Origin of the sequence: Nissabacter sp. SGAir0207 (genome assembly GCF_005491205.1) — a bacterium.
Lineage (GTDB): Bacteria > Pseudomonadota > Gammaproteobacteria > Enterobacterales > Enterobacteriaceae > Chimaeribacter.
The window spans coordinates 988,685-1,005,679 of sequence record NZ_CP028035.1; the positions used below are offsets into that span (position 1 = coordinate 988,685).

A 16,995-nucleotide genomic window follows, 5' to 3' on the forward strand; every position below is an offset into this window, starting at 1 on the left:
ACGCGCTTGCAGAATAATCCGGTTAATTTGCGTGCCGCACCGAAAATGCGTGGGAAAGGCAGGCAAGCTGTCAAAAGGTTGGGCTATTATCGGAACCCACTTTTCCAACCGAGAATGGATGATGTTGAGAGTAATCACGTTTTCTGTGCTGTTGCTGGCCGCCCTACAGGTCGCCGCCGATCCGCTGCAACAGGACTACAGCGACTGGACGGTCAGTTGCGATAACCTTAACCGTTGCCAGGCGCGCAATATTAATGATCACAATGGGCTGGTGCTGTTGATCAGCCGTGAGGCCGGGCCGCAGGGGCGGGCGGAGGTGCGGCTGGACAACCAGCAGAGCGAGGTGTTTCCTGACAGCGACACCCGGCCGATTGCGCCGCGCCTGCTGCTGGATGGCAAGGTGCTGCGCCTCAACCCGCGTGAGTGGCAGATCGCTGATCGCCTCACGCTGGCGGACAACCCGCTGGTGGTGGCCGACTTTATCGCCCGCATCCGCGAAGGCTCGGCACTGACCCTCTCCGGCGAAGAGAAGATCAAGCTGCGGCAGGTGGTGTCGCTGAAGGGGTTCAAGGCGGCGCTGCTGGCAATGGATGCCCAGCAGGGGCGGGTGGAGAGCGTCACCGCCTGGACGAAGCCCGGCAGCCAGCCGGCGGAGAGCGTGCCGCCCGCGCCACAGGCCCCGGAGGCACCAGTGTTTGCCCTGCCGCAGCCGTTGACCGAGACGGAGATCGCCGCCCTGACGCAATTTGCCGCCACCAACATTGATGCCAATGACTGCACGCTGGAGCCGTCCGAGCGCGACATCCGCCTGACGCCCCTCAGCGCCGATCGGGCGCTGATTCTGGTGAACTGCGACATGGGGGCCTATAACCTCTTCTCGCTGGCCTATCTGGCGAACCGCCACGCGCCGTTTAAGGCGGAGGAGCTGGCACTGAATGCGCCGTTCAAGCTGAATGGCACACAGACGTTGGAGCCGGAGATGATCAACGCGGACATGGATGAGGCGAAGGGTGAACTGACGCTCTATGCCAAGGGGCGAGGCATTGGCGATTGCGGTGAGTCGAGCCGCTGGATCTATGACGGCAAGCAGTTTGTGCTGGCGGAGTACCGTTCAGAGCCGCACTGCGACGGCGTCAGCCAGCATGGCTGGCCGCTGCTGTGGACTACGCGCGGGTAGGGCAGGGAGTCGTCGCCCCCATAAAAAAGGCGCCCCGTGGGGCGCCTGTCAGCGGGGAACGGCTCAGCCCAGCAGGGCGCGGGCCTTGTTCACCACGTTGTCGGTGGTGAAGCCGAACAGCTCAAACAGCTTCTCCGCCGGGGCAGATTCGCCGAAGGTGGTCATGCCCACCACATCGCCGTTGAGGCCGACGTACTTGTACCAGTAGTCGCTGATACCGGCTTCAATCGCAATCCGCGCGCTCACCGCTTTCGGCAGCACGGATTCGCGGTAGGCCGCGTCCTGCTTGTCGAAGGCGTCGGTGGACGGCATGGAGACCACACGCACCTGGCGGCCTTCGGCGGTCAGCTGCTCGCAGGCGCTCACCGCCAGCTCCACTTCTGAGCCGGTGGCAATCAGGATGAGCTCCGGCGTGCCGTCGCAGTCTTTCAGCACGTAGCCGCCGCGGGCGATGTCCGCCAGCTGGGCGTCGGTGCGCGGCTGCTGCGCCAGGTTCTGGCGGGAGAAAATCAGCGCTGCCGGGCCGTCGTTGCGCTCGATGGCGTACTTCCATGCCACCGCCGACTCCACCTGGTCACACGGACGCCAGGTGCTCATGTTCGGGGTCACGCGCAGGCTGGCCAGCTGCTCCACCGGCTGGTGGGTCGGGCCGTCTTCACCCAGACCAATGGAGTCGTGGGTGTAGACAAAGACGTTGCGGATTTTCATCAGCGACGCCATGCGCACCGCGTTGCGGGCGTACTCCACGAACATCAGGAAGGTCGCGGAGTACGGCAGGAAGCCGCCGTGCAGCGCGATACCGTTGGTGATGGCGGTCATGCCGAACTCGCGCACGCCGTAGTGGATGTAGTTGCCCGCCGGGTCATCGCCAATCGAGGTCGAGCCGGACCACATGGTCAGGTTGCTCGGTGCCAGGTCAGCGGAGCCGCCGAGGAACTCCGGCAGCAGTTTGCCGAAGGCTTCCAGCGCGTTCTGCGAGGCCTTGCGGCTGGCAATCTTGGCCGGGTTGGCCTGCAGGTTGGCAATGAAGGCGTCCGACTGGGCCTGCCACTCTGCTGGCAGCTCGCCGTTCAGGCGACGGCTGAACTCGGCCGCCAGCTCCGGGTGGGCCTGCTGGTAGGCGCTGAACTGCTCGTTCCACGCCTGCTCTTTCGCCTGACCGGCCTCTTTGGCGTCCCACTGGGCATAGATGTCCTGCGGGATCTCAAACGGCCCGTGGTGCCAGCCCAGCGCCTCGCGGGTGGCTGCCACTTCAGCGTCGCCCAGCGGCGCGCCGTGCGCGTCGTGGGTGCCAGCTTTGTTCGGCGAGCCGAAGGCAATCACGGTCTTGCACATCAGCAGCGACGGCTTGTCGGTCACGCGGCGCGCTTCCTCAATCGCCGCCTTGATGGCGTCGGCGTCGTGGCCATCCACGCCGCGCACCACGTGCCAGCCGTAGGCTTCAAAGCGGGCGGCGGTGTCGTCGGTGAACCAGCCCTCGACGTGGCCGTCGATGGAGATGCCGTTGTCGTCATAGAACGCCACCAGCTTGCCAAGCTTCATGGTGCCGGCCAGCGAGCAGACTTCGTGGGAAATCCCCTCCATCATGCAGCCGTCGCCCAGGAAGGCGTAGGTGTAGTGGTCAACGATGTCGTGGCCCGGACGGTTGAACTGCGCCGCCAGCGTGCGCTCGGCAATCGCCATGCCCACCGCGTTGGCGATACCCTGGCCCAGCGGGCCGGTGGTGGTCTCAACGCCCGCGGTATAGCCATACTCCGGGTGACCCGGGGTCTTGGAGTGCAGCTGGCGGAAGTTGGCCAGCTCTTCAATCGGCAGGTCATAGCCGGTGAGGTGCAGCAGGCTGTAAATCAGCATTGAGCCGTGGCCGTTGGAGAGCACGAAGCGGTCACGGTCAGCCCAGTGCGGGTTGACCGGGTTGTGGTTCAGGTAGTCACGCCACAGCACTTCGGCGATATCCGCCATCCCCATCGGGGCGCCGGGGTGGCCGGATTTGGCTTTTTGCACCCCATCCATGCTCAGCGCGCGGATGGCATTGGCAAGCTCTTTACGAGAGGACATGTATTAAAACTCCGTGATTACAGTTCAGCAGACAGCATGTCTTCCAGCTTCTGCTGGTCAACGGCGAACAGACGGATACCTTCCGCCAGTTTTTCCACCGCCATCGGATCCTGGTTGTGCTCCCAGCGGAACTCAGCCTCGGCCAGCGGCGCTGGCTGATGGAAGGCTTCAGTGGACGGGGTCAGCTTGCGCTCAACCGGGGCGTCGCTGTTTTTCAGCTCTTCCAGCAGGTTCGGGGAGATGGTCAGGCGGTCACAGCCAGCCAGTGCGAGGATCTGCTCCACTTTACGGAAGCTCGCGCCCATGATGACGGTCTGGTAGCGGTGCTGTTTATAGTATTCGTAGATGCGGCGTACGGACTTCACGCCCGGATCGTTGTCCGCGCTGTAGTCGGCGTTCGGCTCTTTGGCCTTGTACCAGTCATAGATACGGCCAACGAACGGGGAGATCAGGTAGACGCCCGCTTCGGCGCAGGCACGGGCCTGGGCGAAGGAGAACAGCAGGGTCAGGTTACAGTTGATGCCCTCTTTCTCCAGCTCTTCCGCCGCCTTGATGCCTTCCCAAGTGGAGGCCAGTTTGATCAGGATGCGGGATTTGTCGACGCCCTGCTCCTGGTACATGCCGATCAGCTTGCGTGCCTTGGCGATGCACATGCCGCGGTCAAAGGAGAGGCGCGCGTCCACTTCGGTGGAGATACGGCCAGGGACGCTTTTCAGGATCTCGACGCCAATGTTAACGGCCAGTTTGTCGGAGGCGTTGATGATCTGCGTCTCTTTGGTGCCACCCTGCTTGCGGGCGTACTCCAACGCGTCTTTGAACAGGGGCTGGTACTGCGGCAGGCCGGCGGCTTTCAGGATCAAAGAGGGGTTGGTGGTCGCGTCCTGCGGTTCGAAGTGGCGGATAGATTCAATGTCGCCGCTGTCGGCTACGACAGTGGTCACTTTTTTCAAAGCTTCTAACTGGTTCATCTCAGTGCTCCTTAGCGAGATTAACGTCGAAAAATAGGCAGATCGGTTTCAGAAAATTCGGAGTTTCATCACATTCGTATACCCTGCATCATTTCATTAACGAAATGAATACGCTTTTTCTGATTGTTGTAATGGGTAATAGCGATGCACCCTGCCGGGAGCGGTCTGGCGTGTTGAGTCAGGAAGCCTCATAAAGGGAGGATCGCACGCGAATGGACAACATTTCAGCATAGTGCATTTTGGCCGGGAGGGGGAAATGAGCGGCATAAATTTCCCCCAGATGCCTGAGGCAAAAATTAAGGGGCAGATGCCCCTTAATTTTGTCATGTTACCCCCACATTGGAATTTTGGGCCGCCAGGGGCGGTTGGTGTGGCTTTCGGCCAGTTGCTCGCCGTAGTCATTGCTGCCTGCGCCGAGCAGGGTTTCGTTCAGCGCGTCATAGATGCCAAACGCCGGGCCGAAGGCGGCGTTGTTGAGTGAGTGGCCCACCTCATGGTTAAGCACTGCCTCAAAGCCGCCGGAGGCCGGGTTGTCCGTCCACTCCTTGTTCATAAAGACAAAGTTGCCGACATTGAACGCGGTGCCGTTGCGGATCAGGCCGTTGACCATCACGATGCTGCCGGAGCGCCAGTCAATTTGCAGCTTCTCAATTTTCAGCGCGTCCACCTGCTGGAAGGTGACGGCCGCCGCCAGCAAATTGATGATAAAGAACACTGCACCAAGCGCGATGCCGGCCCATGACATCGGCATCGCCCAGCTGGTCCAGCCCAAAATGCCCTGATAGACCGGGCTTTGCGACGCCCCCTCGAAGGTGGCGATAAAGTTGATCACGCCGAGCGTAATGCCAATCACCGGGCCAAACAGGGCGCTGGCGAAGACGCCGTTCATGCCAGCGTTGAAGCCGATCATAAAGCCGCGCACGAACTGGCCGAAGCCGCTGCTGGGGTCAACGTTGCTGGCGATCACATAGGAGATGCCGGTCGCCAGCAGGCTGGCCCCGAGCGCCAGCCCGATGCCAAGGGCGATGCCCGCCAGCCCGCCGGTTGCCACTACCGCCGCGACAATCGCCACCCCAACGATCACGCCCACCACCGCGCCCACCACCGCGCCGACAAAACTCCAGAAGGAGAGGCCGGTCGCGTCGCTCTTGTTGAGCGGATCGTTGGCGACGAAGGTGTAGAGATGCAGCCCCTGCGGCTGGTGCAGGAACTTCTCGGGCTGGTAGGTCGCCATCAGATCCGGCGTCAGGAAGCGTCCCAGCAGCGGCGAGTAGTAGCGCCGCTGCATGTAGACCAGTCCGGACTCCTCATCCACCGCGTGCAGCGCGAAGGTGCGGAAGCGGGTGTCGCCCTCGACGCTGGCGTTGCCGAAGGGGCGGCCCTGCACGCGGCCAAGGCGTTGGCCGGTGGCGTCGGTCATGAAGCGGGTGCAGCCAGCCCCGTCATCATGCAGGTAGCGCAGCGCACCGTTGTGGATCACCGCCACCCGCCGCACGCCCAGGTTGATGAAGTAGCTGGCGACGCCGTTGGTGATCTCCGCCTCCTCGCTGAGGTAGAGGGTGCGCGCCACGCCGCCATGGCCGTCGTTGATCACTTTGCTGGTGCGCATCCCCAGATGGTCGTAGCGGTACTCTGCCACCAGCCCATCCTGACGCTGCATCCGCACCAGCTCATTGCGCGCGTTGTAGCTGAACTGCTGGCCCGGCAGCGCCAGCAGGTTGCCGTTGCCGTCATAGCTCGCGTCAAAAGGCGCGCCAGCGTCGGGCGTCAACGCGCTCAGGCGGCCGGGGTGGGCGGCGTCGTCATAACGCAGGCTGAGGGCGGCCTCGTCGGCGCGCAGCAGGTTGCCGAGCGGGCTGTAGGCGTAGTGGCGCACCAGCGGGCCTTCCGGCCGGGTATGGGTCTCCTGCGTCAACTGGTAGAGGCCGTCGTAGCCATACTCATAGCGCTGGTTCTCGCCCTCCTGACGGCTGACCAGCAGCTCCATCTTGTCGAAGCCGAAGACAATCTCGTCATACAGCTCCCCCTGTGGCGAGAGGACGCGCTGGCGGCTCAGGCGGCCGGGGCCAGCGGTGTACTCGCAGAAGGTGCGCACGCCGTTGTGGCCGATCAGCTCCTCCGGCTGGCCGCGCGCGTTGTAGCGCAGGCTGTCGATGATGCCCGGCACCGCCCGCAGCCAGCCGTTGAGGTAGTAGTCGTGGGTGATACGCGTGCCGTCAGCGTGACCGGTGGCGGTCTCGCGCCCGAGCGCGTCATACTCATACGCGACGCGCCGTGCCGAGGCTTCGCCCTCATGCTGGTAGTCGCGCGCCAGCAGCCGTCCCGCCAGATCGTAGTGGAAGGACTGGCTGCCGCCGGGGTAGCGCACCTCCGCCAGCCGACCGTGGGCCGACTGCGCGGGCGTGTCATAGAGATACTCCTCCAGCAGGGTGTCGCCCTGTGCCAGCCGCGTCTGGCGGCCGAGCGCGTCCCAGGTGGCGTGCAGGTCGTGGCCAGCGGCGTCCAGCGTGCGTACTGGCCGGTTGGCGGCGTCATACCAGATGCGGCGCTCGCCGTTGTCCCGCAGCCAGATCGCCAGCCGGTTGCCGCAGCGGTCGTAGCGGTAGCGCGCCATCTCGCCCTGCGCGTCAGCGATCGCCGCCAGCTCGCCAAGCGGCCCCAGCGTGTAGTGGGTGGTGAGGGTGGTGGCTGCGTCCGGGCGTTCGACCACCGCCACCAGTGAGCGCATCACGTCCAGCTGCTCCTCACGCGGCGTGTTGAACTGGCCGCGCGCCTGATTCTCCGGCGAGTCGTCGTGGTCATTGGCGTCACGTAGGGTAACGCGGAACGGCTGGTAATCGGCGGAGGAGAGGCCGCCGTTGTAGTTTTCGGTGCGCACCACCCGGCCACTGGCATCATAGAAGAAACGGCGGCAGGGGCGGCCCTCGGTGGGCGGCAGGGCGAACGCCTCGCTGTCGGAGAACACCGGCTCATACTCGCGTGACGGCACGCCCCACGGGTTGGGCGTTTGCAGCGCCGAGACCACGAAGGTGCCCGGCTCCACCTCGGTGCGCGACTGGAACTCCTTGCCGCTGCCATCGAAGTAGGTGATGGCCAGCGCCGTCACGCCCGGTGCCGGGTGCTGGCGGGCGACGCGGCGGTTGGGTATCTGGCTCTCATCATACTGGTAGTCGGTGGCGGCGGACTCCAGCGCCTCGCCGGGGCGCGCCACGCGCAGTACCCGCCCCTGGGCATCGTAGGTGAAGGCGGTGATGGCACCATCAGCGTACTCGGTACGGGTGATCTGGCCAGTGGCGCGATCGTAGCTGAAGCGAGTCTCGCCGAGTATCGAGGTCAGCCCGGTACGGAACAGCCCCTGTGCGTCATAGCTGAAACGGATCTCCTGGCCCAGCGCATCGCGTTGCGCCAGCCGCAGGCCGCGTGCGTCATGCTGCTGGCGCTGGGAGGTGGCGAACAGGCCGGGCGTGCCGTCGGCATCCTCGCCCGGTGTATAGCCGAGCGCCGCCGCATCCATCCCGGCGTAGTGCGCAGCGAACTCCGTCTCCGTCATCACCCAGCTCTGCTCGCGGCTCAGCAGCCCGCGCCCGGCCTGCCCGGCTGGCAGGCCGACAAAAGGCTCGCCATCGTAGAAGTAGCGGCGCTCCGAGCAGAGGTGGCCCTCGCCGTCGCGCAGGGTGACGCGTGCGGGCTTATCGAGCAAGTAGTGCTCGGTGCTAGTGGCGTAGGTGGTCTCCAGCGTGCGCACGCGCGCTGGCAGTGCGGTGCCCCCCTGTTGGCCGCTCGCTTCCAGCCGCTCCTGCGTCACGTTGCCGAAACCATCATACTGGTACTGCTTGCGCTCGACGCGCAGATCCGCGCCGCGCTCGCTCTCCTCCACCCGGAACTCAGACAGGAACAGGAAGCTGCGCGCGCGGCCATCGCTGCTGCCCTCCAGCGCGGTCAGCCCATAGTCGGAGAACTCCTCGCGCAGCGGCAACGGCTGCTGTGGCGAGCCATCCATCTGGAACAGCGCCATCCGCTGCAACAGGCCGTTGAGCAGCGCATGCTGCGGGCCGTTGCCCGGCTGCCGCTCCTGCGCCATCAGGAAGTGGTGGACTTGCAGGGTGTCCGGCCGGCTGGCGTCGCCGCGCTCCAGCCGCTCGGTGCGGCGGAAGCCCTCAAAGCGGCGGGCGCGGCGCTCAAAGTGCGCCTCGTGGTAGCGCAGCTCCACCACCGTTTCGCGGCCCGAAACGGCATCGGTCTCGCGGGTGCTGGCGACCACCAGATAGGGGAAGGGGAAGTGGGTCTGCCACAGCTCCCCGGCGTCGCGGTCGCGCTGGTAATCCTCTATCGCGGAGCGGTAGCGGATCTCCGAGCGCAGCCCGGCACCATTCTCAATCTGCGCCAGCAGCCAGGGGGGCTGGCTGGCGGCGAAACTGAACTGCACATAGCCAATGCCGCCGCGCACCGGGCTGTTCCACATCAGCCCGGCCCCGGCACCGCCGCTCAGGTTGAGGGCGTGCAGGGTGCCGCGCAACGGCGTCGGCAGGCCGCCGATCGCCACCACGTCGCCAAAGCGCTGGCCGTTCTGGTTGGGGTAGAGGCGCAGCCCCTCCGCCGTCACCTCGATCAGCTCGGCGCAGCCGTCGCCATCCAGATCGCTCAGCAGCAGGGTGTCGCGCAGCGGATCGCGCCGCAGGCGAGGGCTGTTGCCCATCACTATCCGCGCGCCGAAGCGGCCGTCGCCCAGACCGGGCCAGTACTCCACCCGCCCGGAGCGCACCCGCACGATGTCCAGATTGCCGTCGCCGCTCATGTCGGCGAAGTGCAGGTCAGGATCGGCGAAGTCGAGATCCGGCAGGCCATCGGCGGTTTTGGGCAGCAGCACCGGCGCTGCCCACCCCTGGCTGCCGCGGTTGCGCCACAGCGCCAGCGCGCGTCGCTGGCTGACCAGCGCATCGGGTCGGCCATCGCCGTCGGCATCCAGCAGCCGCAGGTTGGCGTCACTCCACGGCGGCGTCGGGCGCTCGCCGGGCGGGAAGGGGACGAAGTCGCCCCAGCCCTGCCGCCCCTCGTTCAGGTAGTAGCCCTGCAGGGCGTCCGGGTTGGCGACCATCAAATCCGCCGCCCCGGAGCCATCCATGTCCACCAGCGCCAGCCCGCTGCGGCGGAAACTGCCCGCCAGCGGGGCGCGGGCCACCGGGCGCGGTGCGGCCCAGCGGCCATCGCCCCGGTTGGCCCAGTAGATCTCGCGGCCATCGCGGTTGAGCAGCACGCCCGGCAGCGGCGCGTTGTCCAGCGTCACCAACGCGGCGTCCGGCTCGGTGAGCGCCGGTGGCTGGCCCGCCTCGGCCTGCATCCAACTCACCCGTACCTGACGCGGGTCAAATGGCGTGTAGCGGAAACGCGCCGTCGGCCGCACCACATCCTGTGAGCCATCCGCCGCCGCGCCGTGGGCGGTGAACCCCACGGCGGTGAGCAGCGAGACGGCACTCACCGGCGCAAGCTGGTACTCGAAGCGGTAACTGCGGATCGGCCGCTCCTGCTCGCCGGGGTCGAGGATCAGTTGCAGCAGGATGCAGCGCAGGGTGCGGCGGCGCGAGAAGCCGCCGCGGCCATCGTGGCGCACGTCGGGCCGCGCCTCATAGCTGAGCCGCACCTCCCACGCGCCGTAGCGCACGCTGTCGAGGTAGGCGAACCCGGCCTCCATGCGGTAGTGGTAGTCGATAGCGTTGCCGTGCACATCCAGCGTGCGCTCCAGCAGCCACTCCAGCGGCCGCTGTGGTTGGTCGGGCGGCGCGAGGCGGGTGGCGGGCGTCAGCCCCAGCAGGTGCACGGTGCCGTTGCGCTCCTCAATGCGCCAGCCGTCGCCCTCGGGCCGGTAGCGGCTAAAGGCGGTCTCCTGCAACGCGCCCCAACTGCCATCCGCCAGCGGCACCAGCTCATTGCCGCTGTCGAGCAGGCGCAGCACCTCATTGCCGGTGTCGAGCCGCCGGGTCAGGCTGCGCAGCGGCAGCCGCCAGCCCAGCCCCCACGGGCCGTGGCCGACGCCGTGCAGGTACTCAAGCCGCAGGCGCGGCGTGTGCTGCGCCACCCCGTCCGGCAGCGGGATCTGGTAGCTGTAGGTGCCCTGTCCGGTGCTGAGGTTGAGGGCGAAGGCCTCGCCCAGGCCCGGCTGGTAACCGGTGCCAGCCGGCGCGGAACGTTGTTCACTTTTGGCCATGATCGTCCCCTCAACGGTAGGTGAACTGGTATTCGAAGAACACCATCAGGTCGGTGAGGCCGCTGAGATCCAGTTTGCCCTCTTTCACCAGCGGCGCATTGGCGGCGGCCTCAATCTTGATCTGCCACGTATCCAGCACCGGTTTGCTGAGCAGGTCTGCCAGCGGCGCGCCCGTCACCTCGCCATTGGCGTCGGTGGTCAGCGTCAGCGCGCTGCCGAGCGCGGCGCTGTGCAGCGTGAGCGTCAGGTTGGCAATGGTCGCCGGGTCGCCGGCAAGCTTCAGCGTCACGCTGCTGCGTACCCGATCTTTCTGGCTGCGCGGGAACTGCGCCTCATCAAACAGCAGCTCGCCCTCGCCCTGATTTTTCAGGTAGAACAGCTCATCCGGCGCGGAGAAGCGCATCGACACGGCGCGGGCGGCGCTGCCGGTGGTGGGCAGGGCGGCGCGCAGTTGCGCCTCCAGCGGCTGGCTGAAGAAGCCGTCGTAGTAGAGCACCAGTTGTACGTCGAGCAGGTCGCGGTAGTCGAGATCGTTGGCGTCCGGTGGCAGGTCAAGCTGCCAGAGCGTCTCGATGCCGTTGTTCTCAAACAGCCGCAGCTCGTTCGGGCTGAAGCGGAACGCCAGCGCATCGGTGCGGATGTCGTAGTGCGACAGCACCATCACATCCGCCGGGTAGAGGCGTTCGTTCACCGAGCCGTCGGCGGCGCGGAAGCGCGAGACGCCAATGTTGCGCAGCGTGCCAGCCAGTCCGCCCAGCCCTGACAGCCCGACGAACATCAGCTCGACGTTGCGGATCTTCGCCAGATAGAGGCCGGGGTGGCGGCGGTCGAAATCGGTGAAGTGGGTGCCAAAGGTGCAGCGGCCGTGGTTCAGCAGTTGCTGGAACTGGGTCGGGAAGGCATCCGCCAGACTCAGGGTGATCTTCACCGGGATCTTCTTGCTCTGGATGGTGGTGAGGTAGTCATGGGTGAAGGCGTCGATGTCCGCCAGCAGCAGGTCAGCGCCCATCAGGTTGCCGGAGGCGGTGCTCTGGTAGTCGTAGCGGATGGCCGCCAGCCCGCGCCCGGTCTCGGCGTTGTAGGCGCGCTCCATCAGGAAGGCGATCTCGGTGGCCATGTCCAGATAGCGCTGGGTGATGCGCCGCGCCTGTTGGGCCAGCTCATACCACAGCCGGGCGCTGAACTCGCGCATGTCGAGGAAGTCGCGGTTCTCCTCCGCCTGCTTTTGTTGCAGGGCGGCGATTTTCACCCGCTGCTCTGCCACCGCCTTGCGCGCCTGCGCCTGCCCAATCTGGGCGGTGGCGACGCCGACGTAAGCCTGCGCCGCCTCTACGGCGCGATCGAGCCGGGCCGCCTCCAGATCGTGGGTCAGCAGGGTGCGCTGGGCCGCCAGCTCCTTCAGCACCACGTTGCGGCGGGTGGATTCCGTGTTGTAGTAGCCGTAGTTGCTGATGGTCAGCTTCACCTGATCGTCACGATCCACTGACGAGGCACCGGCCCACGCCTCCAGTGTGCTCAGCTCGAGCAGTTCCCAGCGCGCGTTGTTGAACTCATCACGCGAGGCGGCGGCGTTCTGCTGCTGCACCTGCGCGTAGTTGAGGCTCTGGTTGGCGACGTCAATCCCGCGCTGCGCCTCGGTGACGCCGCGCTGCTCCAGGATCACCGTCTGGCGCGCCACCTCGGCCTGTTGCTCAAGCTGCTGGCGGCGGAACGCCTCGCTCTCGGCGGTGCTCTTGTACTGGATGTAGCGCTGCTCAATCTGCGAGGCGTGGCCAGCGAAGTAGCGGGCGGTGTTTTGCAGGTACTCGAAGCTGAAGGGCGGCGTGTAGTCCGGCGCGAAGCCAAAGAAGTTCAGCCCGGCCGCCAGCTGGCTCAGTTTCAGCTTCGCCTCCAGCACCAGCGTGGTGACCGCCGGGTTTTCATCAATCAGCGCCGGGTCGGCGGCGGCCAGCAGCGCCTCGACCCGCCCCTTGAGGGTGGCAAACTTGGCGTTGGCATAGAGCGGTGAGGCGGCGTTCAGGGTGTTATCGCCCATCACCAGCATCTCATAGTGCGCCTTGGCGGTGGCGTAGGCGGGCTGATTGTCGCGCGCGAGGCGGTAGGCGCGATCGCCCAGATCAAGGTAGGTCTGCGCCAGCCGGGTCCACACTTTGGTCAGCTCATAGAAGCGGTTGATGTAGGGGTAGGGCAGCACCTCGCTGTAGCTGGCCAGCGCCTCCTCGAGGTTGCCCATGCCCGCGTGGCAGTCGCCCACCGCCATCGGCAGCACATAGAAGTACATGTGCGGCACATAGGCGACGAAGCGCACCGGGTTCAGCCAGCCGGTCAGCAGGCCGAGGTCGCGGGTCTGCTCCAGCGTGCCAAGGAAGCCCTGAGTGCTGGCGACCGCGTTGGCCGCCTCTAAATTGAGGTTAACGACATCGCGCATCCCACGGATGCTCAGCGACTTGACCGGGGTGGAGAGCGCGATGAAGCGCGTCCCCATCAGCTGTGGCGTGCCGGGGTCAAGCACCGGGGCCGCGGCCTGCGCCTGCGCCTGTTCCAGCACGGCGGGGGTGACGAAGGGTGGAGGGGCGCCCACCACCCCCGTGACCGGCAGGTTGCCGATCGAGCCGGAGGAGGGCAACGGGCGTATCGAGACGGAGCGCAGCGACATGGTAGTGAGCGGTTGCACCGCCGCCACGCTGCTGTTGAGCGCCACCTGCGGGCGGGTGGTGGCGACCACGTCGGTCAGCACCGTAGTGCTCTTGAGCTGGTCGAGCTGCTTGGTCAGTTCACCGGCGCGCTGGCTGTTGCCAGCGCGGGCATAGAGGCCGCTGCTCATCGCCAGCGCCTGCGCCTCGCCCTCGCTCACTTTCGCCTGATTGAAGGCGGTGACGCTGGCCTCGGCAAACTGCTGCGCCTGTTCGCGGTTCTGCGCCTTTTCGCTGAGCAGCGCCAAATCATGTTGCAGGCCGCCGCGGATCGCCATCTCCCCCTCGGGCGTCTGGTTGAGCGCCTCCTGGTAGAATTTGACCGCCTCGGGCCAGTTGCTGCGCCCGGCCGCCTCCAGCGCCGCGCCAACGCTGGCCTGCACGCCGCTCTGGAAGGAGGTAATGCGGATGCCGCCGTCGTCCAGCGGTTTCAGCGCCTCCTGCACCACGCTGGGCATCCGGGAGCCGCTGCTCACCAGCGCCGCCGGGAAGGTGTACTGCTCCGGTGTGGCGAGGCGCAGCATCTCGGCGGTCTTGGCGATCAGCGGCTCCACCATCTCCACCATCCGGGGCAGCCGGATTCTCCCCAGCAGGTTGGAATCAACCGGCATGGAGGGGTGCACGGTGTGCAGGATCAGCGTCATCGCCTCCTGGAAGGCGTCGAGCGCCAGGGTGAACTCTTCGTGTTGTAGATGCGCTTGCCCCTCCAGAAACAGCGTCTGGAGATGCAACTCGAAATCCCCCTGCGGGGTACGGGCAATGTAATTATTGCTGACAGGTCGCCGCCACGCGCCAATGAGATAGGTGTAGCGGTTCTCGTCCATGTAGAGCGGTTCCATAGGTTTCCTCCTGAGATTCAGACGGTAACATTCAAACCGATTCAGCCCGGTCGGGGCTGGGCGTCACAGACCAGATTGGAAGGCAGACAGGAGGGCCATGCTTGCGGCGGCAGATCACGGGCCGACACCAGGAGACAGGGCATCCCATCCTGGCATGGCACAGACTCGGGGGTGGAAAAGAACCGCGGGAGGACGCGCCCTGTGGCGAAGCGGCACGCCGTGTCATGTCGAGATCTCACTATAGTAAATCGCACAAATTGATCAATATTTATACAATTTGATACCTCTCTTTACAGAATCCTCACGCCGACAGGCCAGCAAATCAGCGGCTTCCGGCAGGTAAATCAGAGTTTCTCCAGGGGGCGGGCAGGGCCGGGCGGTTGATTCTTTGGCGTGCTTCAACGTTTGTTAAAAATCCCTTCCTATACTGGTGGGGCTGTACCCGCATCCGCCCAATGATAATGACAAGGAGCCTCACAATGGATGACCAACTGAAACAGAGCGCGCTCGATTTCCACCAGTATCCGGTGCCCGGCAAGATCCAGGTCTCCCCCACCAAGCCACTCGCCACCCAGCGCGACCTGGCGCTGGCCTACTCGCCGGGCGTCGCTGCCCCCTGTCTGGAGATTGAGAAAGATCCGCTGGCCGCCTACAAGTACACCGCGCGCGGCAATCTGGTGGCGGTGATCTCCAACGGCACCGCGGTGCTCGGCCTCGGCAACATCGGCGCGCTGGCTGGCAAGCCGGTGATGGAGGGAAAGGGCGTGCTGTTCAAGAAGTTCGCCGGTATCGACGTGTTTGACATTGAGGTGGATGAGCACGACCCGGACAAGCTGATCGACGTGATCGCCGCGCTGGAGCCGACCTTTGGCGGCATCAATCTGGAGGACATCAAGGCGCCGGAGTGCTTCTACATTGAGCAGAAGCTGCGCGAGCGGATGAAGATCCCGGTGTTCCACGATGACCAGCACGGCACGGCGATCATCTGTACCGCCGCGGTGCTCAACGGCCTGCGGGTGGTGAAGAAGAGCATCTCCGACGTGCGGCTGGTGGTCTCCGGCGCGGGGGCGTCTGCCATCGCCTGCCTCAATTTACTGGTGGCGCTGGGCCTCAAGCGTCACAACATCACGGCCTGCGACTCACGCGGCGTGATTTACCGTGGGCGCGAGGCGAACATGGTGGAGACCAAGGCCGCCTACGCCATTGAGGACAACGGCTGGCGCAGCCTGGCGGACGCGATGCCGGGCGCGGACATCTTCCTCGGCTGCTCCGGCCCCGGCGTGCTGACGCCGGAGATGGTGAAGGGCATGGCGCGCGACCCGCTGATTCTGGCGCTCGCCAACCCGGAGCCGGAGATTTTGCCGCCGCTGGCGAAAGAGGCGCGCCCGGACGCCATCATCTGCACCGGCCGTTCCGACTTCCCCAATCAGGTCAACAACGTGCTCTGCTTCCCGTTCATCTTCCGTGGCGCGCTGGACGTCGGCGCGACGGCGATCAACGAGGAGATGAAGCTGGCCTGCGTGCACGCCATCGCCGATCTGGCGCTGGCGGAGCAGAGCGATGTGGTGGCCTCGGCCTATGACGATCAGGAGCTGTCATTTGGCCCGGACTACCTGATCCCAAAACCCTTCGACCCGCGGCTGATTGTGAAGATCGCCCCGGCGGTGGCGAAGGCGGCGATGGAGTCCGGCGTGGCGACGCGGCCGATTGAGGATTTCGACGCCTACACCGAGCAGCTGACCGAGTTTGTCTACAAGACCAACCTGTTCATGAAGCCGATCTTCTCGCAGGCCAAAAAAGAGACCAAGCGCGTGGTGCTGGCGGAGGGCGAGGAGGAGCGGGTGCTGCACGCCACCCAAGAGCTGGTGTCATTGGGGCTGGCGTACCCGATTCTGGTGGGCCGTCCGAGCGTGATTGAGATGCGCCTGAAGAAGTTGGGGTTGCAGATTGAGGCGGGCCGCGATTTTGAGGTGGTCAACAACGAGTCCGACCCACGCTTCAATGAGTACTGGCGCGAGTACTACCAGATCATGAAGCGGCGCGGTGTTTCGCAGGAGCAGGCGCGCCGGGCGGTGATTGGCAACCCGACGCTGATTGCCGCCATCATGGTGCTGCGCGGCGAGGCGGACGCGATGATCTGCGGCACCATCGGCAGTTACCATGAGCACTTCGCGGTGGTGGAGAAGGTGTTTGGCTTCCGCGAGGGGGCGCACGTCGCCGGGGCGATGAACGCGCTGCTGCTGCCGAGCGGCAACACCTTCATCGCAGACACCTACGTCAATGATGACCCGACGCCAGAGCAGCTGGCGGAGATCACGCTGATGGCGGCGGAGACGGTGCGCCGTTTCGGCATTGAGCCGAAGGTGGCGCTGCTCTCCCACTCCAGCTTTGGCAGCTCTGACAGCCCGGCGGCCTGCAAGATGCGCGAGACGCTGGCGCGGGTCAACCAGCTGGCACCGGATCTGGAGATCGATGGCGAGATGCACGGCGACGCGGCGCTGGTGGAGAGCATCCGGCAGGACATCATGCCGGACAGCCCGCTGAAAGGCTCGGCCAACGTGCTGATCATGCCGAACATGGAGGCCGCGCGCATCAGCTACAACCTGCTGCGCGTCTCCTCCTCCGAAGGCGTCACTGTCGGGCCGGTGCTGATGGGCGTGGCGAAGCCGGTGCACATCCTCACCCCGATTGCCTCGGTGCGCCGCATCGTCAACATGGTGGCGCTGGCCGCCGTCGAGGCACAGACCCAACCGCTGTAAAGGCGGCATAAAAAAAGCGCCCAACGGGCGCTTTTTTTGTGGCTGATGTTCGGCCGTATCTGGTTGGCTTAAACTCCGTTATTCGAATTAATCCAAATTGAATGATGAGCGTAGTAATGTTGATTTAAATCAACAGCATTGCGCTTTTTCTGGCCTGATTGCGTAATGCCCAGCGAGACGCATTGCGCCCCGGTGATCTGTTTTTTAATTTAGGCGGCATTGTGATTTATCAGGCAGTGGGATGGGGGCCATGAGGCGCTAACATCCTCCGGCCTGCACCGGAAAGAAGACCACGCCGT

At 65.2% G+C, this 16,995-nt stretch carries 6 protein-coding genes; 2 read left to right on the forward strand and 4 right to left on the reverse strand.

Translation table 11 applies throughout. The features are described 5' to 3' along the window. Positions 1–118: 118 nt before the first annotated feature. The gene (locus C1N62_RS04345) at positions 119–1,177 is read left to right on the forward strand and encodes a DUF1176 domain-containing protein (RefSeq protein ID WP_240775726.1); all 1,059 of its coding nucleotides are present in this window, start codon (positions 119–121) and stop codon (positions 1,175–1,177) included. Between the two features lie 63 nt (positions 1,178–1,240). Here the strand turns inward: C1N62_RS04345 and tkt are convergent, their stop codons facing one another. From tkt to C1N62_RS04365, 4 genes are all read right to left on the reverse strand, one after another. Continuing rightward, the gene (gene tkt, locus C1N62_RS04350; RefSeq protein WP_137762473.1) at positions 1,241–3,235 is read right to left on the reverse strand and encodes a transketolase; all 1,995 of its coding nucleotides are present in this window, start codon (positions 3,233–3,235) and stop codon (positions 1,241–1,243) included. 17 nt (positions 3,236–3,252) lie between these two features. Beyond that, positions 3,253–4,203, reverse strand: a complete 951-nt coding sequence (gene tal, locus C1N62_RS04355; protein WP_137762474.1) for a transaldolase — start codon at positions 4,201–4,203, stop codon at positions 3,253–3,255. A gap of 328 nt (positions 4,204–4,531) precedes the next feature. Beyond that, on the reverse strand, positions 4,532–10,405 hold the full coding sequence (locus C1N62_RS04360) for a toxin TcdB middle/N-terminal domain-containing protein (RefSeq protein WP_137762475.1): 5,874 nt from the start codon (positions 10,403–10,405) through the stop codon (positions 4,532–4,534). A 10-nt stretch (positions 10,406–10,415) separates the two neighbouring features. Then, positions 10,416–13,937 carry a hypothetical protein gene (locus C1N62_RS04365; protein WP_137762476.1) on the reverse strand — a complete coding sequence of 1,174 codons (3,522 nt, stop codon included), beginning with the start codon at positions 13,935–13,937 and terminating at the stop codon, positions 10,416–10,418. A 479-nt stretch (positions 13,938–14,416) separates the two neighbouring features. Here C1N62_RS04365 and maeB point away from each other — a divergent pair, with 479 nt between their 5' ends. Next, positions 14,417–16,696, forward strand: coding sequence for an NADP-dependent oxaloacetate-decarboxylating malate dehydrogenase (maeB, locus tag C1N62_RS04370; RefSeq protein ID WP_137762477.1), 2,280 nt, complete (start codon positions 14,417–14,419; stop codon positions 16,694–16,696). Positions 16,697–16,995: the final 299 nt, after the last annotated feature.